Below are 23,564 nucleotides of genomic sequence, written 5' to 3' on the forward strand. Positions count from 1 at the left end.
GCGGACCGCCAGCCTCAGTGCAGCCGCGGCGGCACCTCGTCCGGCCGCAGCGTCAGCACGCGCACGCCGTCGCGCGTCACGGCCACGCTATGTTCGAACTGCGCCGAAAGCTTGCCGTCCACCGTCGTCACCGTCCAGCCGTCATCCCCGGTGCGGACGGTGCGGCGCCCCTGGTTGAGCATCGGCTCGATCGTGAAGACCATGCCCTCGCGGATGCGCATGCCCGTACCCGGGCGGCCGAAATGGAGGATCTGCGGTTCCTCGTGCATTTCGCGGCCGATGCCGTGGCCGCAATAGTCGCGCACCACCGAATAGCCGTGGCGCTTGGCATGACGTTCGATGGCATGGCCGATATCGCCGAGCGTGGCGCCGGGGCGGACCGCGCCGATGCCCTTCCACATCGCCTCATAGGTGACGCGCACCAGCCGCCGGGCGGCGGGGGCGACATCGCCGATCATGTAGGTCTTGCTGGAATCGGCAATATAGCCGTTCTTTTCGAGCGTGATGTCCAGATTGACGATATCGCCTTCGTGCAGCCGTTCATCCTCGGACGGCACCCCGTGGCAGACCACCGCGTTGCGCGAGCAGTTGAGCACATAGGCATAGCCATATTGGCCCTTGCTGGCGGGGCGCGCCTGGAGCCGGCGGACGATGAAATCCTCGACCAGATCGTTCACCGCCATCGTCGACATGCCCGCGAGCACGATACCGTCGAGATGCGTGAAGACCGAGGCGAGCAGCCGGCCGGATTCGGCGAGCAGCGCGATCTCCCCTGGCGACTTGGTCATGTCTCGGCGGGCTCAGGCCGTTCGGCGTCGACGCCCGCCTGACGGAGCGCGCGCGCGACGATCTCCGGAAACGTGCTGTCGGGATTGAGCTCGCACAGCATGCCTACCCTGATCCAGAACGCCGCCTGGGCGTTGATCGAGCGGCACGAAACCTTGCTGGCGCGGCGGAGCTGTTCGTGCAGCTCGTCGTCGATATTCACGATGCCCATATGCGGCGTCTATACGAATGATATACGAATCATATATGCTTCATATTGGCCGCGTCGCGCGATGGCAAGCCAGCATCGTCAGCGCCATTCGGACACGCACCAGTCTCCGGCCCCCCGCTTTTGCAGCGTGACGGCCATTTTTTCCCGGTTGGCGCCGGTGACGCCCCTTCCGAACGGAAAAGCCGCGAATGAACATCGCGCCGAGGCCCCGCCGACCTGAACATGGCAGTTCAGTTCGACGATATCCGTTGGCTCGAAGAACATGCAGGCCCCGGAATCGTCGCAGACAGGCGGCGCACACCGTTTGGATACGGTCACTGCCGCCCTGACCAGGTCGAGATCTTCGGCGCCGCTTGTCAGGTCCGGGCGATGCGGAGCCGAGGGCTCTTCCGAACAGGATGCCAGCAACAGAAGGGGGAGAACAAGCCGGCGCATGGCTGCATGCCTATCCAGGATGAATGGGCGTCGCAACGGACACTTCCCGGCGCGATCAGTCGCGGATGCGGACGATCACCTTGCCCTTGGCGTGGCCGGATTCGAGATGGGCGAAGGCCTGATCGACCTGCGCGAACGGAAAGACGCGGTCGATCACCGGTTCCAGCCGACCGGCATCCACCAGCCGCGCGAGTTCGGCGAGTTCGTCTCCGCTCGGGTGCATGAACAGATACCGATAGGTGACGCCGTTCCGGGCGGCCTGCGCGCGCAGCCGGTAGCTGACGATCCAGAACAAGGCGGCAAGCGCCGGACCTCGGCCCAGATCCCTCCGCGCCGTCAGCGGTTCCGGCATGCCCGCCACCGACACCACCGTGCCGCCGCGCTTCACCACGCCGAAGCATTTCTCCAACGTTTCGCCACCAAGCAGATCGAATGCGCCGTCCATGTCGCGGACATGATCCTCGAAGCGCTGCGCCGTATAGTCGATCACCACATCGGCGCCGAGCCGTTCGACCAGCGCCCGGCCGCGCGGCGAAGCGGTGGTCGTCACCTCCGCGCCCAGCCATTTCGCGATCTGGATGGCGAAGGTGCCGACGCCGCCGGCCCCTCCCGGAATGAACACCCGGCTGCCCGGCGCCAGCCTCAATTCGTCGCGCAGCGCCTGAAGCGCGGTGAGGCCGGCGAGCGGGATGCCCGCCGCCGCCTCGAAATCGAGCGTGGCGGGCATGATGGCGAGCACGTCCTGCGGCACGACCGCATATTCGGCGAGCGCGCCCATGGCCCCTTTCGGCATGCGCGCGAAGACGCGATCCCCCACCGCGAAACCGGTGACGCCCGCGCCGCACGCCTCGACGATGCCGGCCAGCTCATTGCCCATCACCGCAGGCAGGCGATAGCGCTGGACGGGTTTGAGCACGCCCTGTCGCGTCTTGAAATCGACGGGGTTGAGGCCGGCGGCGCAGACCCGCACCAGCAGTTCGCCCGGCCCCGCGTCCGGACACGGCACCTCCCGCGATTCCATCGCGTCCGGTCCGCCATATCGGGTGAGAAGCAAGGCGCGCATGACCACGAATATGCCGGAAAGATCGCAGCCTCGATACCCGTGCGCTGAAAATCCCGCGACTAAGCGGCGTGCGTCGGGCGCACCTTCGCCGCGACCGGCAGGTTTACGTCCACGCTGGACGCGAGCGGCACCAGCGGCCGCCGATCATGCCCCTTGCCCGATCCGTCCGAGCATGCCGCCACGCCGATGGCGATGGCCAGTCCAATCGCAATACGCATCATGGCTCCTTCCCGCGCGGCCCTATTCCCGAACGGTCCAAGATGCAAAGTTTCAGATCGCCCCGCGACGATTTCAGCCGCTTTGAAGCGGGCGGTGTCAATCGCCGCCCTTGCCCGCCCGCCGTGCCGCCATGTCCTGGCGGACGGTATCGACCACCTGACGCGTCGCATCGATCACGGCGTCGGGCCGGTCGATCTGGACATAGTGGTTGGCGTCGGTCAGCACCCGGTGCCAGCTTCGCGTCGACCAGGATGCCTGATCGTCGTGCAATGCCTTGAGTTCCGCCTGGAAACGCACGCCCTGTTGCGGGTTCAGCTTCATTTCCTTCAGGATCTCCGGCGAATAGGGCGCAATGCCGGTCAGCACGAACAGCGGCCGGCTGCCCAGATTCCGCACAGCGCCGGCGCGCGCCATCGTCCGGTCGAACCCTTCGAGTTCGGCGATCGCGCCGACGACCGAGCGATGCGACAATGCGGTGGTCTCCGCGACGATCGCCGGTGGCCCCTTGGGCGGTTCCTTGCCGCCCACCGCCAGCCGCACCGCGCCTATCCACGACAAGGCCGCGATTGTCCTCATCGTCGGCACCATCGTGCGCGGATGCGTGTCCGCGCCGGTGACGCGGCGGAAACGCGCGATCTGATCGGGATGGGAGGTATCGACGAAGACCAGCCCGGCGACGCGGTCGCCGTGATCGTGCGTGAACGCCATCGCATACGGCCCGCCGATCGAATGCGCGACCAGCACCAGCGGGCCGGTGACGCCTGCGGCATTCAGCGTCGCCTGAAGATCACGCGAGATCGCGGCGGCATCCTGCGGCCCCGGCTTGGGATCGCTCCACAATATGCCGGCGCGATCATAGACGCAGGCGCGCGTGAACGACGCGATCGGATCGAACGCCTTGCTCCACGACAGCGACCCCGACAGCGTCAGCCCCGCTTCGAAGATCACGGTGGGCGATCCGCTGCCCCGGCAATCGATATGCATGCGCCGTCCGCCGATATCGACCAGCCGGCCGGTCGGCGGATAGGCGAATGCCGCCTGCCGCCGTTCGAAGGCCTCATAGCCGCTGGCGGCGACAACGATCGCCGCCGCCAGCCCCAGACCGCCAAGCCCGATGCGCTTCAGCCAAACGCGTGCCGTCATCAGAAACGCGTCTCGACCGCGAGGCCGACGGTGCGCGGCTGGACCGGCGTGACCAGGATATAGTTCGGCCGGCTGAGCGCATCGCGCGACAGCGAACGCGTGATCGCGCCATCGCTGTCCAGGAGGTTCCGGGCATAGACGCGCAGCGTCCAGCGTTCGTCGATGGTGAGCGCCGCGTTGAGGTCGAGCGCGCTATAGGCGTCCGCGACGACCGGATAGAGCAGCGGATTGGCGCTCGTCACGTCGGACAGGCGCCGCCCGGTATGGCGCAGGCCGGCACCGATCTGCATCTCCGCGTTATCAGCCGCGCTAAACCGATAATCGGCGGTGAGCGCGCCGCTGAACTTCGGGATCCGCGGCAACCGGTCGCCGTCTCTCCCGCCCAGGCTTGGCGGCGCGTCGGCCGTCAATTGCGCATCGGTATAGGCGCCGTTGGCGCCCAGGGTCAGCCCGTCGATCGGCCGCCAGGCGATCGTCGCCTCGAAGCCCTGGCTGCGCGCGGAGCCGGCATTGGCGAAACCGCTGGTGCCGCCCGCGAAATTGACGAGAAGCTGGATATCCTTCCAGTCCATGTAGAAGGCGGCGATGTCGAGCGTCACGCTGCGGTCGAACAGCAAGGATTTCAGGCCGATCTCGTAATTGACCAGCGAATCCGAATCCACCGTCGACGGCACGCCGGGCAGGACGACATTGGGGCCGCCGGGCCGGTAGCCGCTGGCGACACGCGCATAGAGCATCGTGTCGCGGTTCAAATGGAAACGCGGGCTGACACTGTAGGTGACGACGTTTTCCGCCGACGTTCCGGGCGTGTTCGCGGTCGGCACGATGGCGCCGCTGCTGATCTGGCGAAAGCTTTGCTCGTTGCGCGCCCAGCGCAGCCCGCCGGTCACATCGAACCGGTCGCTGAGCTTGTAGGTGGCGTTGCCGAAGACCGCATATTCGCGATATCTGGCGGGCAGGCTGGCGATCGCGAGCGGATTGAGGCCGGGAAGCGGATTGCCGCTCATGTCGAACGCCCCCAGCCGCTGCGCCTGCCCCGTCTTCTCATGGGTGAAGAAACCCCCGATCAGCCATTCGAAACGGTCGTTGGTGGGTGAGGTCAGCCGCACTTCCTGCGTGAATTTCTTCATGTCGAGGTCGAGCGTGAACGGCGCGAGACCGACCGGCGCGCCGAACAGCGGAAACAGCACGCCATAGGCGCGGCTGGTATCGCGGACATGGCGGGTGCGCGTGCGGTTGTACGAACTGGCGGCGGTCAGCGCGGCGAAACCGAGATCGTAATCGATCGTCGCTGCGTAATAGTTCAGCGTCTTGCGGAAGCTCTCGGGCAGATAATTGTTGTTCGACAGCCCGTTACCGATGCGCTCCCCGGTCACCAGATCCTCGACGACATTCGCATTTCCGTCGGCGTCGATCGTCTGCCACAGCCCAGACAGCTTCACCGAGAGAGCGTCGGTCGGTTTCCACAACAGGCTGACGCGTCCACCGCGCTGTTCATAGCTATTTTCATCGCGCTTGCCGGTGGTGAGGCTGTCGACATAGCCCGGCGCCTTGCGATAGGCGTAGCTCGCGGTCAGGCCCAGCCGATCCTGGACGATCGGCAGATTGACCATCGCCTGCCCCGCATAGCCGGCATGGCCCGCGCCCCGGATGCCGAACACTTCCCCGCCGGCCTTGCCCGAAACATCGTCGAGCCGTGGCGAGACCGTGACATATTTGAGCAGCCCGCCGATCGAGCTGGCGCCGTAAAGCGTCCCCTGCGGCCCGCGCAGCACCTCGATCCGCTCGATATCATAGGGCAGCAGGTCGAGCGTGAAGCCGGCACTGCGCGCATAGATCGAGCTGGCGCCGACGGGCGCATCGTCGAGATAGGTGCCGACCGTCGTGCTTTCCCCGATCGGCGCGATACCGCGCAGCGACACCGTCGCCTGGCCCGGCGTGCCCGTGCTGTCGATCTGGAGGCCGGGAATATAGGGCCCGACATCGGTCAACTGTCCCGCGCCGAACTGTTCCATCTGCCGCCCGCCGACGACGCTGATCGAGATCGGCACGGTGCGCTGCTTCTCGCTGCGCTTCTGCGCGGTCACGACGATCTCGGCATCGCTTTCCGCTTCGGCATCGACGCCGGTTTCCTCCGAGATGCGGGTGGCCGACGTCGCGCGGATCAGGATCGTGCCGTCGGCGTTGACGCTGACGGCCAGGCCCGATCGCGCGATCAGCCGGCTGACCGCATCGCGCGCGGTGAAGCTGCCCTTCAGCCGTGCCGCCGTCTGCCCCGCCACCGTCGCCGGCGCGAAGATGATGTTGGCGCCGGACCGGCGCGAAACCGCCTTCAACGATGCTTCGAGCGATTGCGCGGGCAGATCGAAATCGATCGCCTGGGCATGGACCGTCACGGGCGCCAATGCCGCGATCGCCGCCGCCGCCATCATCGTATCGCGCAAACCCCGGTGCCCCATTCCATCCCCCGTCTTCATGACGCCGGCCGTTCGCCAGCACGCCATAGACGCGCGTCCCCCTGGAACACCCCACCTGCTTTTTTTCAGCGTGGCTTGCCGAGACGCGGCCCCTGGGGAGAGGCGGTCAGCGCCAGTCCGTAAATGTCCGAAACCGCACGGGCGAACTGCGCGCTGTCGGTAGCGCGGAACGCGCCGCTGATCCGCAATTGCGCCACGGCGGGATCGTCGATCGCGATCGGATGATCGGCATAGCGGTTCATTTCCGCCACCGCATCGCCCAGCGGTGTATCACCGAACACCACTTGCCCCGCTCGCCAGGCGCGCGCGGTCTGGAGATTGACGGCCTGAAGCATCGGCCGCGCACCGGGCGTCGCCAGCCGCAGCCGCTGGCCCGGAGTCATCTCGATCTCGGCGGGCGCGATGCCGGCCCTGGACGGCTCGACCACGCGAACCTTGCCTTCGGCCAAAGTCACCGACAGGCCGCCATCGACGAAGCGGACGTCGAAAACGGTGCCCACCGCCACGACGCGGGTGCCGCCGGCCTCGACGATGAAGGGCCTCAGCGAATCCTTCGCGACCTCGAACGACGCCTCGCCGCGATCGAGCCGGACGAGGCGGCGATCCGCGTCGAACGCGGTGGTCAGCGCCGTCGCGGTGTTGAGCGTCACCACCGACCCGTCGGCCAGGCGCAGCGATCGCTGTTCCCCCACCGCGGTCGTGATCGGCGCCGGACGCTGCGCATACCAGCCGCCGATACCGATCGCGACCGCCAGACTGGCGGCAAGCGCGAGCAGCAGCGGCCGCCTTGATCCACGCGCGGGCGGCTCGCTCACCGCCCTGGCGCCGCCCGCCAGATCCCAGGTCTCGCTCGTCATTTCGAACGCCGCGCGATTGGCCGCGCTGGCATCGAGCCAGGCGCGAAAATCGCGCTCCACCTCCGGCCCGCGCATATCGGACTGAAGGCGCGCGACCCAGACCGAGGCCTCGACGATCTTCTCCTCGTCCACCGGTTCAGGCCTCGCGGTCAATGCGGTTCACTTTCATCGTCAGCTTCGCCACGGCGCGCGCCATCGCTTTTTCCACCGCGCTCGACGAGATGCCGAACGCCGCCGCCGCCTGGCTATAGGTCAGCCCGTCGACGCGCACCGCGATGAAGATCTCGCGCGTGCGTTCGGGCAGGTCCGCGATCGCGGCCTCCACCAGGCGCAGCCGCTCGCGCATCGCCAGCACCTCGTCCTGCGGCGGCGAAGCAGGATGGAGCAGGTCGAGCACCGCGCGGTCGGCATGCGCGGTCGTGCGCACGCGCTGGTGGCGGCCGAGCGAGGCCGAAAGATTGAGCGCGGTCCGCCACAGGAAACGCTCGCGATCGACGATCGGCCGCTCGGGCGGCTGCGCGGAGAGCCGCGTATAGGCTTCCTGCACGATATCCTCCGCATCGTCGCCGGCACGCGTCCGCGCGCGCAGATACTGCATCAATCTCGCCCTGAAGCCGTGATCGGCCATGCGCCCCTCCTCTCGCGCGCGAGGATCGCGCATCGCGGCGGCGGCGCAAGTGGTTTCGGTTCAGTTCGCCCGCCACGCCCTGCTGGCGGCCAGCCGCTCGGCCAGGAAATCGACGAAGACGCGCACACGCGCCGGCGTATTCGCGCCGCCGACAAAGACCGCATGGATATCCTCGCGGTCGCCGGGATTATAGGGCTCGAGCAGCGCCACCAGCCGCCCCGCCGCGATATCGTCGACGACATGGAAACTGCCGACGCGCGCGATGCCGACGCCCTGGCGCGAGAGCTGGACCAGGGTTTCGCCGTTGTTCGCCTCGATATTGCCCTTGACGCCCAGCGCATAATCGCGGCCGTCGCGACGGAAGGGCCAGACCGGTTCCGCCCGGCGGAAATTGAAGTTCAGGCAATTGTGATCGAGCAGATCCTCCGGGACGTCCGGAGTGCCCATCCGCGCCAGATAATCGGGCGAGGCGACGATGGTGCGCCCGTTCTCCCCCAGCTTCCGCGCGGTCAACAGGCTGTCGGGCAACGGACCGAAGCGGATGGCGATGTCGGCGCGGCCGCCGGCGATGTCGACCAGCGTGTCGCCCAGGCTGATATCGACCAATATGTGCGGATAGAGCTGAACGAATTCCTCCAGCAGCGGCACGATCGACAGCCGCCCATGCGCGAGCGCCGCGCTCACCCGCAACCGGCCGCGCGGCGCCGCCTGTTCGGCGATCGCCTCCTCGGTTTCGGCCATGTCCGCCAGGATCCGCTGCGCCGCCAGATGATAGGCCTCCCCTTCCGGGGTCAGGATCATGCTGCGCGTGGTGCGCACGATCAGCCGGACACCGAGCCGCGCCTCGATCCGCGCGACGATGCGGCTCACCGCCGAGGGAGTCAGACCCAGCACCCGCCCCGCCGACGAGAAACTGCCTTCGCGGATCACCGCGACAAAGGCCTCCATCTCGCCCGAACGATCGATCATTTCGCGCGTCATTGTTGATTCCCACGCACAGATGCTTCGCCTGCGCCCCGTCTACCGGACCTTGCGGCAAAGCGCCATTTGGCGGGAATCAAAAATGAAAGGTGCGACCCATGAAGTTCAACCCGCCGCTGCTGGCGCTGGCCATTGGTGCATTCGGCATCGGCGTGACCGAGTTCGCGCCGATGGGGCTGCTGCCCGTGATCGCCACCGATCTGGGCGTCTCGATCCCGGCCGCCGGCCTGCTGGTCAGCGCCTATGCGCTGGGCGTGCTGATCGGCGCGCCGTTGATGACGCTGACCACCGGGCGCGTGCCGCGCCGCACATTGCTGATTTTCCTGATGGGGATCTTCACGGTCGGCAACCTGTTGTCGGCGCTGTCCGACGGCTATGCGATGCTGCTGGTCTCGCGCGTCGTCACCTCGTTCAATCATGGCGCATTTTTCGGCGTGGGATCACTGGTCGCGGCCAGCGTGGTGCCCGCCGACAAGCGCGCCGGCGCGGTCGCGGCGATGTTCATGGGCCTGACGATCGCCAATATCGCGGGCGTGCCGCTCGCCACCTGGGCGGGAGAGTTGATGGGCTGGCGCGCCGCCTTCTGGGGGATCACGCTGCTCGGCCTGGCGACGATGGCGGCGCTGCGCTTCGCGCTGCCCGATCTTGCCGCCGATCAGGGCACCGACATGCGCGCCGAACTGCGCGAACTCACGCGCGGCCCCGTGCTCGCGGCGCTGGCGCTCACCGTCATCGGATCGAGCGCGATGTTCACCGTCTTCACCTATATCGCGCCGATCCTGCAGGTAGAGGCGCATGCCTCGACGGCGTTCGTTACCGCGATGCTCGTGCTCTATGGCCTGGGCCTGACCGTCGGCAACTGGCTGGGCGGCCGCTATGCCGATCGCTCGGTCGACGGCACGCTGATCGCGGCGCTCGGCGCGCTGGTGCTGCTGCTGATCCTGTTCGCGGGCGCGATGCATTGGCCGGTCCCGGCGGCGGTGCTGATCTTCCTGTGGGGCGTCGCAAGCTTCGCGCTGGTTCCACCACTTCAGATGCGCGTGATGACGGAGGCGGCAAGCGCGCCCAATCTGGCTTCCGCCATGAATATCGGCGCCTTCAATCTCGGCAATGCGATCGGCGCCGCGCTGGGCGGCGGGGTGATCGGTGCCGGGCTCGGCTATCCGGCGGTGTCGCTCGCCGGTGCGGCGATGGCGGGTGCCGGGCTCGCGCTCGTCATCGCCCTGCGCCGCAAACCACACGCCGCCCAACTCGCCAACGCATGTCCATGATAAATCAATCCTGATCGAACCAGATATTTTCCATTTGGAGAAAGCACCCGGCCGTCCTACGCTTCGTGAAATATGATCCAATCGCGATGGACGGGGGACATGGGATGGACAGGGGCAAACTGACGGGCGACGTATCGCTTTTCTTGGTGCTGACCTTGGCGATCAGTTGCATCTTCTACGCGCTGATCCTGAGCGCCGGGCCGGTGCAGGGATTGCGCCTGTATATCACAGGACTGATGTGGGCGCCCGCGGTCGGCGCATTGCTCACCGTCCATATCCGCAAGCTCGACCTGGCATCGCTCGGCTGGGGCTGGGGCGAAAACCGGTGGAACCTGGCCGGCTACCTCATTCCGCTCGGCTATGCCGGGATCGCCTATCTCATCATCTGGCTGACCGGCCTTGGCGGCTTCGCCGACGCGAAGAATGTCGCGCAGTTCGCCGAGATGCTCGGCTGGAAGAATGCGGAACCGGCGATCGTCGTCATCGGCTATGTCCTGCTCGCGGCCACCGCAGGCTTCGTCACGTCGCTCGCGACCGGGCTGGGCGAAGAGATCGGCTGGCGCGGATTCCTGGCGCCGCGCATGGCGGCATTGACGGGTTTCACGCCCAGCGTGTTCATCGTCGGACTGATCTGGGGCGCCTGGCACATGCCGCTGCTGCTGTTCGGCGATTACAACCAGGGCACCGAATGGTGGGTCTCGGCGCCCTGCTTCATGGTGCTCGTCTTCAGCGTGAGCATGATCATGGCCTGGCTCCGCCTGCGTTCCGGCAGCCTGTGGCCCTGCGCGATCCTGCATGCCAGCCACAACCTGTTCATCCAGGGCGTCTTCACGCCGCTGACCGGCGAGCGCGGCACCGCCACTGCTTACGCGATCGATGAATTCGGCATCGTCGTACCGGCCGTGCTGATCGGCTTCGCGATCTGGTTCTGGCTGCGGCGCGGACAGGTCTCCCCACCCGCGATCACGACCTGATCGATGCGCCGGGATCACACCTGTTGCCCGATCGCAGGATTTACGGCCCGTCCGATTGCGCAAGCCATATCCAGATCATATGTAATGAACCGTTTGAAGCGACGGGTTCTGATCGAGAGACAATGATTCATTCCATGAAAATGCCGGCGGCCGCCAATGCGGGAAGCGCTCACATCAACAAGGCGGTTCGCGCATGAAGACCGATCAACCCACGCTCGGCACGCTGTTGCGCGGCCTTCGCACGCGCAACAGCTGGACGCTCAAGGAGATGAGCGATCACAGCGGCATCCCGATCTCGACGCTGTCCAAGGTCGAGCACGACCGGCTGACGCTCACCTATGACAAGCTTCTCCAGCTCAGCCAGCGGCTCAACATCCGGATGTCCGAACTGTTCGCGGAAACCGATCCCGCAACCGAGACGCAGGTGACCGCGCGACGCAGCATCGGCGAGATGGAAAGCGCGATCCGCGTCACCACGCCGAACTACGACTATCACTATCTCTGCACCGAACTGCGCCGCAAGCGCATGATCCCGCTGATCACGCGCATCCGCGCCAAATCGGCCGAGGAATTCGGCGAGCCCGTGCGCCATCCCGGCGAGGAATTCGTGTATGTCGTGAAGGGCCGCATCGTCGTCCACACCGAATTCTACGATCCGGTAACGCTGGGCGAAGGCGCGTCGATCTATCTCGATTCCAACATGGGCCATGCCTATGTCACCGCCGAGGGTTGCGAAGAGGCGATCGTTCTGGGCGTCTGTTCAAGCGCCGAGGACGGCCTGATGGACTCGCTGCTCAACCTGCATGGCGAGGACGCCGAGCTGGAGAATGTGCCGGCCTGAGCGCCGGCCCGCCCCTCACCGGTCCCGTTTGCGCCAGGCATTGGCGGCGATCGCGCCGCCGCCCTTGATCTCACGCATGGCGATCGTCGTCACGAAGCGTTCCACGCCGGGCAGGCGCCATAATTCGGTGCGCAGCAGCTCGTCCAGATCGCCCATGTCGCGCGCCAGCACCTGTAGCTGATAATCCGCGTCTCCAACCGTGGCATGGCACGCCATGACCATCGGGTGCGCGCGCACGGCATCCTCGAAGGCGAGATGGAGATCGAAGCGCACCATGACGCGCACGAACGCGGTGGTGCGCAGCCCCACGGCCGCGGGATCGACCGCGGCGTGATAGCCCCGGATTACCTTAGCCTCCTCCAGCGCCTGCACCCGTTTCCAGCATGGCGATTTCGATATGCCGACCGCGTCGGCCAGCGCCGCGAAGGACAATCGCGCGTCGCCCTCGAGCGCGCTCACAATCTCCCGGTCGATCCGGTCGAGCGGCGGGACAGCGGGTTCGGCTGACATCGGAAGGCGTCCTCATTCGAGTGCTGCCGGGAATGGATATCCAAGTCCGTATCGACTGGCAACCCGAGCAAGATCCGTATGATCGTTCTCTATTTATACATATCTGAGAAACGATTGTCGAAATCCGGTGATGCGAACCCCGCATATTGGGCACAATGTGCCACGCCCGAAATGTTAGGCTCGATGCATCAATACGGCCCTGCAAGGAGAGACAGGCGATGGACCGCGCTCATTATCACGCGCTGCTGGGAGCAACCGAGAAGCTCGACTACGAAATCTATATCTCGACCCACTCGCTGCTGTCCTGCCAGAAACCCTTCGACCAGCTCATCAATCATGACGAGCTCCAGTTCCAGATCGTCCATCAGGTCGAGGAACTTTGGATGAAGCTGATGGCGCACACGCTGCTGGAAGTGGACGACTATATGGTCGCCGGCAACGCGCATCGCGTCGCCAGCCTGCTCGGCCGCTGCCACCGCATCATGCGGTTGATGATTTCCCAGCTCGACCTGCTCGAAACCATGTCGCCCAAGGAATATCAGGAGATCCGCCTGCAGCTCGGCAATGGCAGCGGCCAGGAATCGCCGGGTTTCCGCGTGCTTCTCCAGATGATCCCGGAACTTTGGCGCAGCTTCGAGAAGCGCTATCTGATCGACGCCGGCCGCACCGTCCGCTCGATCTATGACGAGGAATATGCGCATGACGACGCGTATATCGTCGCGGAAGCGCTGATCGAGCTCGACGAACAGTTCGGCAAGTTCCGCTCCAGCCACATCTTCCTTATCCACCGCTCGATCGGCATGGGATCGGCCTCGCTCAAGGGCCGCTCGGTCGATCTGCTCCAGGCCGGCGCGCGCCACCGCTTCTTCCCGCAGCTCTGGGACGTGCGCGTCGCCATGACCGACGCCTGGGGCGGGCAATATGGCCGGGTGCGCGACAGCATCTCGGCGGCCGGGGAAGCGGCATGAGCGCGCATCGCGCGCTGTTCCTGGTCCCGGGCGAAGGCCCCTATCTGCTCAGCCATTCGGTCGGCTGCCTGCCGCGCGCCGCGCGCGCGCGGCTCGACGACGACATGCTGACGCCCTGGGCCGAGCTTGGGTCGGACGGCTGGGGCAACTGGCTGGGGGTGATCGATCGCTTCCGGGGCGCCGCCGCCGGGCTGATCGGCGCCGAACCCGAGGAGATTTGCCCGCAACCCACCGTATCCTCCGCGCTATTCAACCTGCTCTCCGGCCTCAAGCGCGAACCCGGCCGCGACATCCTGCTCGCGTCGGCGCACGCCTTCTCCTCGCTGGTGTTCGCCATGGAGCGGCTCCAGCGGCTGGGCTATCGCCTCGAGCTGCTGCCCGAGGATGTCGATCCGGGCGATCCGCAGAGCTGGATCGACGCGATTGACGAGCGCGTGGCGGCGGTGGTTCCAATGCATGTCCATTCGAACAGCGGCGTGGTTTCGCCGATCGTCGAGATCGCGACGGCGGCGCGGCGGCACGGCGTGTTCTCGATCGTCGATGCCGCGCAGTCGGTCGGCATCCTGCCGGTCACGCCGCGCGCCTGGGGCGTCGATGCCGTGCTCGGCACCTCGGTGAAATGGCTGTGCGGCGGCCCCGGCGCGCCCTTCCTGTGGGTCCGGCGCGAACTGGTGGCGGAGATAGAACCGATCGACGTGGGCTGGTTCTCACATGAGAACCCGTTCGCGTTCGACGTCCGCGACTTTCGCTATGCCGGCGATGCGCGGCGTTTCTGGGGCGGCACGCCCACGATCGCCCCATTCTCGCTGGCGACCACGGGCATCGAGACGATCGCCGCGATCGGTGTCGACACCGCGCTCGAATGGAACCGCACACTCATCGCCCATCTCGAGGTCGCGGCCGATCGTCGTTTCGACATGGCCAACCAGGGCGGCACATTGTGCCTGGCCGCCGAGGATATCGAGGGCCTGGCCACGGCGCTCGGCGATGCCGGATGCCGCTTCGACCGGCGCGGAGACGTGGTTCGCGCATCCTTCCATGTGTGGAACAGCATCGAGGATGCCGAACTGGTGGGCGGCATCCTGCGCGACTTTCCGGCGCATCAGATCGGCGCGGACCGGGCTGATCTGCGAAAACCGCTGGGCCGCGCCGCATAACGGGCCATCGCGCCCCGCTCAGGCGGCGGCGGGCATCGTCGTCCAGCCGAGCGCGGGGATGGTGATCGAACGCTTGCCCGACATGTCGACGCGCGTGACGAGGATCTGGCGCTCCTCGATGTAATTGATCACGCGCTGGGCGCGGCGCAGCGAGGTGGTGCCGTAGACGCGCGCGAGTTCCTCGTCGCTCGGGCACGGTTCGCCATCGCGCGCGGCGCGGGCGATGCGCAGATAGGCGCCGAGCATGTCGTCGGGCAGCCCATGCGCCACGGCGATCGCGGGCGCCCATTCCTCGTCCATGTCCTCGAACACGCCGGCGCGCGCGGCGCCCAGGCGCCGGGCGAAGGCCGATGCGTCGAGCGGCGGCCGGTGCACGCCCATCATCCGGCAACGCACCTGGAAATCCTGGAACAACAGAGCGGCCGATCGCGAGGCCGAATCCGGATCCTCGACAAGCGCGCGCAACGCCTCCGCCACCACCGGGCCGGGGTCGATCGCGGGCGCCGACGGGCGCTCGGGCGGAGGCGCGGTGCTGACTTCGATGGTATGCAGCACGTCCTCGACCGGCGGAGGCTTGGGCGGCACATAAGTGACCGGCGCGGGGCCGGGCTCGTCCAGTCCGTCGAGCAGGGTCTGGCGCATATCCTCGGCCGAAACCTGCGGCAGCGGCGTCAGCAACGGGCCGGTGCCGCGCGCGGCGGTTTCGACGGGCCCGATGCGGATCGACACCGGCCGGCGCGAAATGGCGGGGCCAAGCGCCAGGAAATTGCCGCGCTGAAGATCGCGGATCGCGTCGGCCTGGCGCCGTTCCATGCCAAGCAGATCGGCGGCGCGCGCCATGTCGATGTCGAGGAAGGTACGCCCCATCAGGAAGTTGGACGCCTCCGCCGCGACGTTCTTGGCGAGCTTGGCCAGGCGCTGCGTCGCGATGATCCCGGCAAGGCCGCGCTTGCGCCCGCGGCACATCAGGTTGGTCATCGCCGACAGCGACGCGCGCCGCACCTCCTCCGTCACCTCGACGGCGCCGGAGGGCGCGAACACCTGCGCCTCGTCCACCACCACCAGCGCGGGATACCAGTGTTCGCGCGGCGCATCGAACATGCCCGAAAGGAAGGCGGCGGCGCAGCGCATCTGCCCTTCGGCGTCCAGCCCTTCCAGGCTGAGCACGACCGAGGCGCGATGCTCGCGGCAGCGCGCGGCGAACTTGACCACTTCGTTGATCGAATAATCCGCGCCCTCGACGACGACATGGCCATAGGGGCCGGACAGCGTCACGAAATCGCCCTCGGGATCGATGATGACCTGCTGGACATGCTCGGCGCTGCGTTCGAGCAGGCGGCGCAGCAGGTGCGACTTGCCCGAGCCGGAATTGCCCTGGACGAGCAACCGCGTCGCCAACAGCTCTTCGAGGTCGATCGAAGCGCCCTTGCCCGTATTGTCCGTGCCTATATCGACTTGAATCGTCATCGCCGCCGTTTGGCCGAGATGCCACCGTTCCGGCAAGGGCCGGATGCGCCTTTCGTCACGACTTGTCGAAATTGACTCTAGGGTGTGCCCCCCGCGGCCGCGTTCCAACGCTTCATCGACCGCTTCAGCACGTCGTGCGGCAGGCCGAAGACCTTGAATCCATCCGCCCCCGTCATGTCGCGGGCCGCGACCATCGCGTTGACCACCGCTTCCTCGGTCGCGTCCACCGTCGCCTCGAACAGCGGCGTCAGTTCCTCGTTCGAATACATGGCGACCTGGGTGGGGCCGGCCTGCACCGCCGGCACGTCGGGATTGGCGGTCGAAAAGGCGACGAAGATATCGCCCGACCCCGCGCTGGCGACCGAACCCAGCCGGCCGAGCCCAAGTCCAGCGCGCTTCGAGATACGCTTGAGCTGATGCGGCAACAGCGGTGCATCCGTCGCCACCACGATGATGATCGAACCGTCGCGCGCGCGCCCGACCGGCGCAGCCGCCGGCGCGCAGGCGCGAACGCCCTTGCCGTCGCCACCCTCCTTGCAGGGCAGATAGCTGTCCGCCAGTTCCTTGCCCACTGGCGCCCCGCCGATCCGCAGGCTCGCGCGATCGCCGTAATTGCACTGGACGAGCACGCCGACCGTATAGCTTTTCCCACCCTGCTTCACGATGCGCGACGCGGTGCCGATGCCGCCCTTGAACATGTTGCAGATCATGCCGGTGCCGCCGCCGACCGCCCCTTCCGTCACCGGGCCGCCGCGCGCGGACTCGAGCGCCTGGCGGACATGTTCGGGCTTCACATGGAAGCCGTTGATGTCGTTGAGCACACCGTCATAGGTTTCCGCGACCAGCGGCACGAACCAGCGCGCCGTCCAGCCCTTGTCGACCATCCAGCCCACGGCGGTGTCGCGCGCGATGCCGACGCTGTGGGTGTTGGTGATCAGGATCGGCCCGTCGAGCAGGCCCCGCTCCTCCAGCCAGACCGTCCCGGTCATCTCGCCGGCGCCGTTGAGCGTCGACCAGCCGGCGAAGACAGGCATCGTCGACTGGCGCCCGCGCGGGATCACCGCCGTCACGCCGGTGCGGATCGGGCCTTCGCCGACTTTGCGAGCGCCTTCGCCCGAAATCAGCGTCGTATGGCCGACTTCGACGCCGGCGACATCCGTGATCGCATTCAGGGGCCCCGGCTCGCCATGGAAGGGGACGCCGAGGTCCCGCGCGCGCTCGGGCGCGGGCGCCGGCCGGGGCTGGGCCTGGACCGCGCCCGCGAAACCGCCCGCCAGGGCGAGCATGGCAAGCGCCGCTCCGAATGTTCGATTGGTCATATGTCCCCCGGCGAATGAAATAGCTGGCGATTGTCGCGGCGACAGCGCAAATCGCAAGGTGCGAAGCGCGGACCGGCGTTGCCCGCAGCGCACCAAGATCGCTTGTGTTTACGGCCATGCTCAACATAATCGCGCCATGCCGAACCCGATCGACGCCGCCCTATCACCGCCCGACGACAGCGACACGCGCGGCGCGGCGGCGATTCCCCCGTTCGCGGCGCTGCGCGCGTTCGAGGCGGTCGGCCGCGAAGGCGGCATCCGCAAGGCGGCGGCGGCGCTCAATCTCGACCATGCCGTGGTCAGCCGCCATATCCGGCTGCTCGAGGAATGGCTGGGCATCGGCCTGTTCCACCGCGACGGCGGCCGGCTGCGGCTGACCGAAGCGGGCGGGCGTTTCCATGCGAGGATCTCGGGCGCGATCGCCGAGATCGCGCACGCGACAACCGATGCGATGGACAATGACGGCCATCGCGGGCGCAGCCTGAAACTGTGGTGCGTGCCGGGCTTCGCCGCGCAATGGCTGACCGATCAGATCGCCGATTTCGAGGCGCTGCACCCCGATCACCGCGTCGAATTGCGCCCGACCGACGCCGCAGCCGACCTGCTCGCGCGCGAGGCCGATGTCGATATCCGCTTCTATGGCGACGACTGGCCGCCCAGCCCCGGCGGCAAGGGGCTGCGCTTCGTGGCGCTGGCGCGTCCCTCGATCATGGCGGTCGCCAATCCGGAGATGGCGGCGCGGCTGGCGGAGGCCTCGCCCGCCGACCTGCTCGACGCGCCCTTGCTGCATGAGGAACATGACGAGCAATGGCGCGCCTGGCTGCGGCTGAACGGCGTCGCGGTGAGCGGCAGGATCGCCGGCCCGCTGCTCTGGCACGCGCATCTCGCCATCGCCGCCGCGCGACGCGGGCGCGGCGTGGCGCTGGCAAGCGATTATCTGGTCGCGCGCGATCTGAAACAGGGGGCGCTGGTGAAAGTGCGCGTTCCCGGCACGCGCCAGGTGGAACTGGGCACCTATGCCTTCGTCACCCGCGAGGACCGCTGGTCCTCGCCCGCAATCGTCGCGCTCCGCCGCTTCCTGCTCGCGCGCGCGGCCGCCTGATCAGTCCGTGACGCGCAGCGTGGTGCCGATCCGATCGACGATCTCGTCGATCTGCGCTTCGCTGATGATCAGGGGCGGCGATAGGGCGATGATGTCGCCGGTCACGCGGATCAGCAGGCCGTCATCGAAGCAGCGCTGGAAGACATCGAATGCCCGCCGCCCCGCCGCGTCCGGCCTGGGCGTCAGTTCGATGCCCGCGATCAGGCCGAGATTGCGGACATCGACGACATGGCGCTCGCCCTTCAGCCCGTGCACCGCCGCCTCCCAATAAGCGTTGAGATCGGCGGCGCGCGCGAACAGCCCGTCCTCTGCATAGACCCCGAGTGTGGCGAGGCCGGCGGCGGCGGCGAGCGGATGACCCGAATAGGTATAGCCGTGGAAGAATTCGATGCCGCGCGGCGCGCCTTCGACGATGCGATCATGCACCGCGCGGCTGGCAGCGACCGCACCCATCGGCACCGCCGCGTTGGTCAGCCCCTTGGCCATCGTGATGATATCGGGGGTGATCCCGAAATAATGCGCCGCCGTGGGCGCGCCCAGCCGGCCAAAGGCCGTGATCACCTCGTCGAAGATCAGCAATATGCCGTGGCGCGCCGTGATCTCGCGCAGGCGTTCGAGATAGCCGCGCGGGGGAACCAGCACGCCGGTGGAACAGGCGACGGGTTCGACGATCACCGCCGCGATCGTCTCCGGCCCGTGCAACGCGACCAGCCGTTCGAGTTCGCCGGCCATATCCTCGTTGGTGTCGGGCTGCCCGCGCGTGAATGCCGCGTCCGCGCGGTACGTCGCCGAAAGGTGATCGACACCCCAGATCTGCGCGCCGAAGCTGCGCCGATTGCCGCCGATCCCGCCGACCGAGGTGCCGCCCATGTTGGTGCCGTGATAGCCGCGCTCGCGCCCGATCAGGCGCGTCCGTGCCCCTTCGCCATTGGCGCGGTGATAGGCGAGCGCCATCTTGAGCGCCGTATCCGCCGCTTCCGACCCCGAATTGGTGAAGAAGATACGATCGAGCCCGGCCGGCATCATGTCGGCCAGCGCGCTTGCCAGCGCGAAGGCCTTGGGATGGCCGAGCTGGAAGGTCGGCGCGAAATCGAGTTCGGCGGCCTGTTCGCGGATCGCATCGACGATCGCGCGGCGGCCATGGCCGGCATTGACGCACCATAGGCCGGCGGTCGAGTCGAGCACGGCCCGCCCCTCCGGCGTGCAGTAATACATGCCTTCCGCCGACGCGAACATGCGTGGCCGCGCCTTGAACCCGCGATTGTCGGTGAAGGGCATCCAGAAGGCGGACAGATCGCCACCGGCCTGTTCGGGATTCATGGGGCTCGCATCCTCCTGTGTTTCCAGCTTGCTGGCTGGCGCGAAATGTCGCGCCAAGAGGGAGGTAGGGCAAGTTGCCAAGCTCGCCGTGTCGTTGCCCTGCAGGCACCATTACGGATCCGGATGAGCGCTATTCGATCGCGTCCACCCGATCGGGATAGAAGGCCAGGCGGTCTCGGATCTCGGCGACGGCGGCGTGCGGATGCTCATAGCTCCACACCGCGTTCCGCGAACGATCGCCGCCGATCGGGATGCTGAAATAGGATGCCTCGCCCTTGTACGGGCAATAGGTCGCATGCGCGGTCCGTTCGAGCAGAGCCATGTCGACATCGGCGCGGGGAATGTAGCGGACGGGCGGATAGCTGGCTTCACGCAGCGTCAGCGCGCGCCGCGTATCCGCGACGATACGCCCCGCGACGGTGACGATCACGCGCCCGGAATGGGCCTCTATCATGATGAGATGATCCGGCCCGGGGATCAGGATGGGCTTGTCGGTCATGGCGCGGCTCCTGCGGCTTCCCATGGAAATAGGAAGCCGCCAGGCGCTCCGCCATGGGGCAGCCTATTCCGCCGGCCGCAATTCCGGCCCGCCCCGGAACAGGCGATACAGGCCGACGGTCAACAGCGGCAGCACCAGCACGACCAGGAAATAGGCGGCGCTGTAGCGATAGCCCGTGCCGATCAATTCGATCAGGCCGATCGCGGTGGCGGCATAGCCCGCGAGGATGATCAACGCGATCGCGATCGCCGGACGGGCGGCCTTGGGCAACGGCCGGCCGCGATCGAGCCCGGTGCGCGCCAGCCGCTCGTTGAAGCCGTGAAGCAGCCCCACCCCCGTCTTCAGGAGGGCGCCGAAGATGACGAGACGGATCACGAGCGACAGCGCCGGGCTGTCGACGCGATCGAGCACATAGCTGACGGGCAATGCCGACGCCTTCACCTCCGGATAAAAGGCGCTGAGCGTGAGCAGGAAGGCGAAACCCGGAAACAGGATCAGCGGCCCGGCGATCGCGCCGGCCCATAGCGCCTCGCGCCGGCTGGCGAAATCGCGTGCGACGAAGATCAGCACCGGCAGGATGGTGATGTTGTATGCGGTATAGCTGACGCCGTTCCACAGCGCGGGGCCGGCATCGACGGATTCGGCGCCGAGTGCGTGCGCCATGTCCGGGCCGAATTGCGCGACGACGAGAACGAACATCGTGCCATAGGCGATGTAGAAGATGATCGACCATGCGGAGATGACGCGCTCGATCAAGGTGTTGCCGAAGAAGACGAGTCCCGCCACCATCGCCATGAACAGGCTGGCGCTCAGCCAGTGCGGCATGCCCGCCAGTTCGGCGAGCAACTCGCTCGCCGCCGCCGAGACCACCGCGAGCGACAGGATGAGGGCCGCGATATAGCCGATCTCGAACAGCCAGCGGAAGCGGCCGAGCAGCAGACCCATCAGGCTGTTATAGTCGAAGGCCCCGGCGCTGCGCGCGAGTTCGAAGGCGATCATCGCGCCGACGCTGAACAGCAAGGCGGTGAGCGCCATGCCGATCAGCCCGGATGCCGGATTGACCGACAGGAAGAACTCAACGAGCTCGCGCCCGGTGGCATAGCCGCCCCCGACAAGCACCGCCTGGATGACGAGGCCGGGCACCACATAGCGAGTCAAACCACGCACATCATTCCTCCCGCCATGTATCCTGCGCCTCCAGAAGCCGCTGGCCCGAGCGTTTTCAGGAAGCGCACGCGAATCGCGCGATCATGCCCGTTCCGCCGCGCGCGCGCTTTCCGTATCGGGACTGGTTGTATCCCGATCGGGTCAGACGCGGCGCACGGCGGCACCGGGTTCAGCGCGCGCCGGCCACGCGGACCGAGATCGCCGACGGCTGGCTGGCCGTATGGACGATCGAATGGGTCTGCGCCTTGAAGGCGCCGGGCCTGGCCTTGAGGATATTGGGCACGAAGGTCTGCGGATTGCGATCGATCAGCGGGAACCAGCTACTCTGCACCTGCACGGCGATGCGGTGCCCCTTCTTGAAGACATGCGATGCCGAATGCAGGTCGATATCGTAGCGCAGCACCTTGCCCGGCGCGATCGGCTCGGGCTTTTCGTAACTGGTGCGGAAACGGCCACGGAACACGTCGTTCGCGACCATGCGCTGGCGGCCGCGCAGCTCGACCGGCGTCGCCTCGTCGGACGGCGAGACGTCGATCAGCTTGACCACCCAATCGGCGTCGCTGCCCGTGGTGCTCGCGAAAAGCTGCGCCGCGATATCGCCAGAGATCGTCAGATCCTCGGTCAGCGGCTCGGTCTGCCAGAACAGCACATCCTTGCGCTTGGCGAAGGGCGCCTGATCGTCGGCGATCCAGCTCGACCAGGTGGAGCCGGGGCGCATGAAGGGCTTCAGGTTCGCCCGGTCGCGATAGGGCACCGGATTGGCGGGATCGGAGACGAAGCTGTCCGCCTTCTCCCCCGCGCCGGGCGCCTCGAACGACAGCCTGCCGCCGCTGCGCAGATACAGCTTGCGCTCCGCCCCGTCGGCGGGCGGCCATTGTTTCAGCTTCTGCCACTGATTGCTGCCCGACTGGAACACCATCGCCTCGGGCTGGTCGAGCGTGCCGATCCCCTTCAGCCAATAGCGGAACCAGGGCAGCTCGACATTGGTGCGGAACTCGGTGCCGGTCGGCGAACCGAGCTGATAGGGGCCGTAGCTGCTGCCCTCCCCGCGCCAGCCGCCATGGTTCCAGGGGCCGACGACCAGATAGTTGAGCCCCTTGTCGTCACCCTTCTCCTGGTTCGCATAGATTTCCATCGGCCCATAGAAATCCTCCTGATCCCACCAGCCGGCGACGATCAGATTGGGCGTCGCCACCTTGGCGGGCATCATGTGCGAGGTGCGGCCCGTCTTCCAGAACGCGTCGTAATTGGGATGGTCGACGAAATTCTGCCAGCTCGGCATGGTGCGGCCGAGCTTCTGCTGATCGAGCGTCGCGAGGTCACTCTGTTTCAGATACCAGTCATAGGCATCGTCGGTGCCGAAATCGAAGGGTTTCATCGACCGGCCATCGGTCTCGAGCGCCGATACCCACGACCAGGCATAGTCGAGGCGGAACGCACCATTGTGCAGAAAGTCGTCGCCGATGAACATGTCCTCGGGCGAGGCCTGGGACGAGACCGCCTTGAGCGCGGGATGCGGATCGATCGTCGCGATGGCCGAGGTCCAGCCGCCATAGGAGACGCCGAACACGCCGACCTTGCCGTTATTGTCGGGCAGGGTCTTCACCAGCCAGTCGATCGAATCATAGGTGTCGGTCGCCTCGTCGATACCATCAGGCGTCGTCTTGGTCGGCCGCAGGTTCACGAACTCGCCCTCCGACGCGAACCGCCCGCGGATGTCCTGGAAGACGAAGATATATTTGTCGGCAGCGAGTTCGGCATAGCCGCCGCCCTTGGCCAGGCCGCGATCGATCCGCGCGCTGGTGAATCCATAGGGCGAGCGCGTCATCATGATCGGCAACTTCTCGGTCACGCCCTTGGGACGCCAGACCTGCGCGTGCAGCTTCACGCCGTCACGCATCGGGATCATCACGTCTTCGCTGACATAGCCGGAAACCGGGGCTTCCGCCGGTGCCGGCTGGGCCTGCGCGAAGGCGGCGGGCGTCGACACGATCGGCGCGGACAGGCCGCACAGCGCCGCCACCGCCAACAACCGGGCCAGATGCCCGCGACGAACCCTGAATCCATTCATGCAACGCCTCCCATTTTTCCGGCGAGACGAGACGAATGGAAATGATTTGTCAATATGTTCGAGAATTTTTCCATATAGGATCAATCAATCCTGAACTG

At 66.8% G+C, this 23,564-nt stretch carries 23 protein-coding genes; 6 read left to right on the forward strand and 17 right to left on the reverse strand.

The genetic code is table 11. The annotated features are described in order from the left end of the window. Positions 1-14 precede the first annotated feature (14 nt). From map to ACODTA_RS17855, 10 genes are all read right to left on the reverse strand, one after another. A complete protein-coding gene (gene map / locus ACODTA_RS17810) occupies positions 15-788 on the reverse strand; it encodes a type I methionyl aminopeptidase (RefSeq protein WP_489067320.1) in 774 nt (257 codons plus the stop codon). Continuing rightward, positions 785-997, reverse strand: a complete 213-nt coding sequence (locus ACODTA_RS17815) for a ParD-like family protein (RefSeq protein WP_489067321.1) — start codon at positions 995-997, stop codon at positions 785-787. Before ACODTA_RS17815 ends, map begins: the two co-directional genes overlap by 4 nt. Before the next feature lie 78 nt (positions 998-1,075). Continuing rightward, entirely contained in the window at positions 1,076-1,432 is a 357-nt protein-coding gene (locus tag ACODTA_RS17820) for a hypothetical protein (protein WP_489067322.1), read from the reverse strand. A 55-nt stretch (positions 1,433-1,487) separates the two neighbouring features. Continuing rightward, positions 1,488-2,495 (reverse strand): NADP-dependent oxidoreductase, encoded by a 1,008-nt coding sequence (locus ACODTA_RS17825; protein WP_489067323.1) that lies wholly within the window; start codon positions 2,493-2,495, stop codon positions 1,488-1,490. 59 nt (positions 2,496-2,554) lie between these two features. After that, positions 2,555-2,713: a hypothetical protein gene (locus tag ACODTA_RS17830; protein ID WP_489067324.1), complete on the reverse strand. Its 159-nt coding sequence runs from the start codon at positions 2,711-2,713 to the stop codon at positions 2,555-2,557. Positions 2,714-2,810: 97 nt separating this feature from the next. Then, positions 2,811-3,857: an alpha/beta hydrolase gene (locus ACODTA_RS17835; RefSeq protein WP_489067325.1), complete on the reverse strand. Its 1,047-nt coding sequence runs from the start codon at positions 3,855-3,857 to the stop codon at positions 2,811-2,813. Continuing rightward, the gene (locus tag ACODTA_RS17840; RefSeq protein ID WP_489067326.1) at positions 3,857-6,316 is read right to left on the reverse strand and encodes a TonB-dependent receptor; all 2,460 of its coding nucleotides are present in this window, start codon (positions 6,314-6,316) and stop codon (positions 3,857-3,859) included. Before ACODTA_RS17840 ends, ACODTA_RS17835 begins: the two co-directional genes overlap by 1 nt. A gap of 83 nt (positions 6,317-6,399) precedes the next feature. After that, the gene (locus ACODTA_RS17845; protein WP_489067327.1) at positions 6,400-7,323 is read right to left on the reverse strand and encodes a FecR family protein; all 924 of its coding nucleotides are present in this window, start codon (positions 7,321-7,323) and stop codon (positions 6,400-6,402) included. A gap of 4 nt (positions 7,324-7,327) precedes the next feature. Next, the gene (locus ACODTA_RS17850; protein WP_489067328.1) at positions 7,328-7,819 is read right to left on the reverse strand and encodes an RNA polymerase sigma factor; all 492 of its coding nucleotides are present in this window, start codon (positions 7,817-7,819) and stop codon (positions 7,328-7,330) included. Between the two features lie 60 nt (positions 7,820-7,879). After that, on the reverse strand, positions 7,880-8,800 hold the full coding sequence (locus ACODTA_RS17855; protein WP_489067329.1) for a LysR family transcriptional regulator: 921 nt from the start codon (positions 8,798-8,800) through the stop codon (positions 7,880-7,882). 98 nt (positions 8,801-8,898) lie between these two features. On the opposite strand from ACODTA_RS17855, the gene ACODTA_RS17860 reads away from it, so the two are divergent. The 3 genes from ACODTA_RS17860 to ACODTA_RS17870 all read left to right on the forward strand — a co-directional run bounded on the left by ACODTA_RS17860 (position 8,899) and on the right by ACODTA_RS17870 (position 11,886). Beyond that, entirely contained in the window at positions 8,899-10,071 is a 1,173-nt protein-coding gene (locus tag ACODTA_RS17860; RefSeq protein ID WP_489067330.1) for an MFS transporter, read from the forward strand. A gap of 104 nt (positions 10,072-10,175) precedes the next feature. Further along, positions 10,176-11,045, forward strand: a complete 870-nt coding sequence (locus ACODTA_RS17865; RefSeq protein WP_489067331.1) for a CPBP family intramembrane glutamic endopeptidase — start codon at positions 10,176-10,178, stop codon at positions 11,043-11,045. 193 nt (positions 11,046-11,238) lie between these two features. Continuing rightward, positions 11,239-11,886, forward strand: a complete 648-nt coding sequence (locus ACODTA_RS17870) for a helix-turn-helix domain-containing protein (RefSeq protein ID WP_489067332.1) — start codon at positions 11,239-11,241, stop codon at positions 11,884-11,886. 15 nt (positions 11,887-11,901) lie between these two features. On the opposite strand, the gene ACODTA_RS17875 is transcribed toward ACODTA_RS17870, so the two are convergent. Then, the gene (locus tag ACODTA_RS17875; RefSeq protein WP_489067333.1) at positions 11,902-12,396 is read right to left on the reverse strand and encodes an Lrp/AsnC family transcriptional regulator; all 495 of its coding nucleotides are present in this window, start codon (positions 12,394-12,396) and stop codon (positions 11,902-11,904) included. A gap of 218 nt (positions 12,397-12,614) precedes the next feature. On the opposite strand from ACODTA_RS17875, the gene ACODTA_RS17880 reads away from it, so the two are divergent. Next, positions 12,615-13,364: a tryptophan 2,3-dioxygenase family protein gene (locus ACODTA_RS17880; protein WP_489067334.1), complete on the forward strand. Its 750-nt coding sequence runs from the start codon at positions 12,615-12,617 to the stop codon at positions 13,362-13,364. Then, positions 13,361-14,521 (forward strand): aminotransferase class V-fold PLP-dependent enzyme, encoded by a 1,161-nt coding sequence (locus ACODTA_RS17885; RefSeq protein WP_489067335.1) that lies wholly within the window; start codon positions 13,361-13,363, stop codon positions 14,519-14,521. The genes ACODTA_RS17880 and ACODTA_RS17885 overlap by 4 nt, the downstream gene beginning before the upstream one ends. Before the next feature lie 18 nt (positions 14,522-14,539). Here ACODTA_RS17885 and ACODTA_RS17890 read toward each other — a convergent pair whose 3' ends face one another. Together ACODTA_RS17890 and ACODTA_RS17895 are read right to left on the reverse strand one after the other, a co-directional pair. Continuing rightward, a complete protein-coding gene (locus tag ACODTA_RS17890; protein WP_489067336.1) occupies positions 14,540-15,988 on the reverse strand; it encodes a helicase HerA domain-containing protein in 1,449 nt (482 codons plus the stop codon). 77 nt (positions 15,989-16,065) lie between these two features. Then, positions 16,066-17,307 carry a DmpA family aminopeptidase gene (locus tag ACODTA_RS17895; protein ID WP_489067337.1) on the reverse strand — a complete coding sequence of 414 codons (1,242 nt, stop codon included), beginning with the start codon at positions 17,305-17,307 and terminating at the stop codon, positions 16,066-16,068. Between the two features lie 136 nt (positions 17,308-17,443). Here ACODTA_RS17895 and ACODTA_RS17900 point away from each other — a divergent pair, with 136 nt between their 5' ends. Next, positions 17,444-18,409 carry a LysR substrate-binding domain-containing protein gene (locus ACODTA_RS17900; protein ID WP_489067338.1) on the forward strand — a complete coding sequence of 322 codons (966 nt, stop codon included), beginning with the start codon at positions 17,444-17,446 and terminating at the stop codon, positions 18,407-18,409. Here the strand turns inward: ACODTA_RS17900 and aptA are convergent, their stop codons facing one another. The 4 genes from aptA to ACODTA_RS17920 form a co-directional block, all read right to left on the reverse strand. Further along, positions 18,410-19,729, reverse strand: a complete 1,320-nt coding sequence (gene aptA / locus ACODTA_RS17905; protein WP_489067339.1) for an omega-aminotransferase AptA — start codon at positions 19,727-19,729, stop codon at positions 18,410-18,412. 130 nt (positions 19,730-19,859) lie between these two features. Then, complete coding sequence (locus ACODTA_RS17910; RefSeq protein WP_489067340.1) at positions 19,860-20,228, reverse strand: DUF427 domain-containing protein; 369 nt, start codon at positions 20,226-20,228, stop codon at positions 19,860-19,862. A gap of 63 nt (positions 20,229-20,291) precedes the next feature. Further along, positions 20,292-21,395, reverse strand: a complete 1,104-nt coding sequence (locus tag ACODTA_RS17915; RefSeq protein ID WP_489067341.1) for a YkvI family membrane protein — start codon at positions 21,393-21,395, stop codon at positions 20,292-20,294. Positions 21,396-21,564: 169 nt separating this feature from the next. Further along, complete coding sequence (locus ACODTA_RS17920; protein ID WP_489067342.1) at positions 21,565-23,466, reverse strand: CocE/NonD family hydrolase; 1,902 nt, start codon at positions 23,464-23,466, stop codon at positions 21,565-21,567. Positions 23,467-23,564: the final 98 nt, after the last annotated feature.

It is taken from the genome of Sphingomonas sp. FG14 (genome assembly GCF_057809675.1).

What these genes read in the sequence shown, in the direction of transcription:
- map (WP_489067320.1), bottom strand. Translation starts at nt 788, where the DNA reads ATGACCAAGTCGCCAGGGGAGATCGCGCTGCTCGCCGAATCCGGCCGG.
- ACODTA_RS17815 (WP_489067321.1), bottom strand. Translation starts at nt 997, where the DNA reads ATGGGCATCGTGAATATCGACGACGAGCTGCACGAACAGCTCCGCCGC.
- ACODTA_RS17820 (WP_489067322.1), bottom strand. Translation starts at nt 1,432, where the DNA reads ATGCGCCGGCTTGTTCTCCCCCTTCTGTTGCTGGCATCCTGTTCGGAA.
- ACODTA_RS17825 (WP_489067323.1), bottom strand. Translation starts at nt 2,495, where the DNA reads ATGCGCGCCTTGCTTCTCACCCGATATGGCGGACCGGACGCGATGGAA.
- ACODTA_RS17830 (WP_489067324.1), bottom strand. Translation starts at nt 2,713, where the DNA reads ATGCGTATTGCGATTGGACTGGCCATCGCCATCGGCGTGGCGGCATGC.
- ACODTA_RS17835 (WP_489067325.1), bottom strand. Translation starts at nt 3,857, where the DNA reads ATGACGGCACGCGTTTGGCTGAAGCGCATCGGGCTTGGCGGTCTGGGG.
- ACODTA_RS17840 (WP_489067326.1), bottom strand. Translation starts at nt 6,316, where the DNA reads ATGGGGCACCGGGGTTTGCGCGATACGATGATGGCGGCGGCGGCGATC.
- ACODTA_RS17850 (WP_489067328.1), bottom strand. Translation starts at nt 7,819, where the DNA reads ATGGCCGATCACGGCTTCAGGGCGAGATTGATGCAGTATCTGCGCGCG.
- ACODTA_RS17855 (WP_489067329.1), bottom strand. Translation starts at nt 8,800, where the DNA reads ATGACGCGCGAAATGATCGATCGTTCGGGCGAGATGGAGGCCTTTGTC.
- ACODTA_RS17860 (WP_489067330.1), top strand. Translation starts at nt 8,899, where the DNA reads ATGAAGTTCAACCCGCCGCTGCTGGCGCTGGCCATTGGTGCATTCGGC.
- ACODTA_RS17865 (WP_489067331.1), top strand. Translation starts at nt 10,176, where the DNA reads ATGGACAGGGGCAAACTGACGGGCGACGTATCGCTTTTCTTGGTGCTG.
- ACODTA_RS17870 (WP_489067332.1), top strand. Translation starts at nt 11,239, where the DNA reads ATGAAGACCGATCAACCCACGCTCGGCACGCTGTTGCGCGGCCTTCGC.
- ACODTA_RS17875 (WP_489067333.1), bottom strand. Translation starts at nt 12,396, where the DNA reads ATGTCAGCCGAACCCGCTGTCCCGCCGCTCGACCGGATCGACCGGGAG.
- ACODTA_RS17880 (WP_489067334.1), top strand. Translation starts at nt 12,615, where the DNA reads ATGGACCGCGCTCATTATCACGCGCTGCTGGGAGCAACCGAGAAGCTC.
- ACODTA_RS17885 (WP_489067335.1), top strand. Translation starts at nt 13,361, where the DNA reads ATGAGCGCGCATCGCGCGCTGTTCCTGGTCCCGGGCGAAGGCCCCTAT.
- ACODTA_RS17890 (WP_489067336.1), bottom strand. Translation starts at nt 15,988, where the DNA reads ATGACGATTCAAGTCGATATAGGCACGGACAATACGGGCAAGGGCGCT.
- ACODTA_RS17895 (WP_489067337.1), bottom strand. Translation starts at nt 17,307, where the DNA reads ATGACCAATCGAACATTCGGAGCGGCGCTTGCCATGCTCGCCCTGGCG.
- ACODTA_RS17900 (WP_489067338.1), top strand. Translation starts at nt 17,444, where the DNA reads ATGCCGAACCCGATCGACGCCGCCCTATCACCGCCCGACGACAGCGAC.
- aptA (WP_489067339.1), bottom strand. Translation starts at nt 19,729, where the DNA reads ATGAATCCCGAACAGGCCGGTGGCGATCTGTCCGCCTTCTGGATGCCC.
- ACODTA_RS17910 (WP_489067340.1), bottom strand. Translation starts at nt 20,228, where the DNA reads ATGACCGACAAGCCCATCCTGATCCCCGGGCCGGATCATCTCATCATG.
- ACODTA_RS17920 (WP_489067342.1), bottom strand. Translation starts at nt 23,466, where the DNA reads ATGAATGGATTCAGGGTTCGTCGCGGGCATCTGGCCCGGTTGTTGGCG.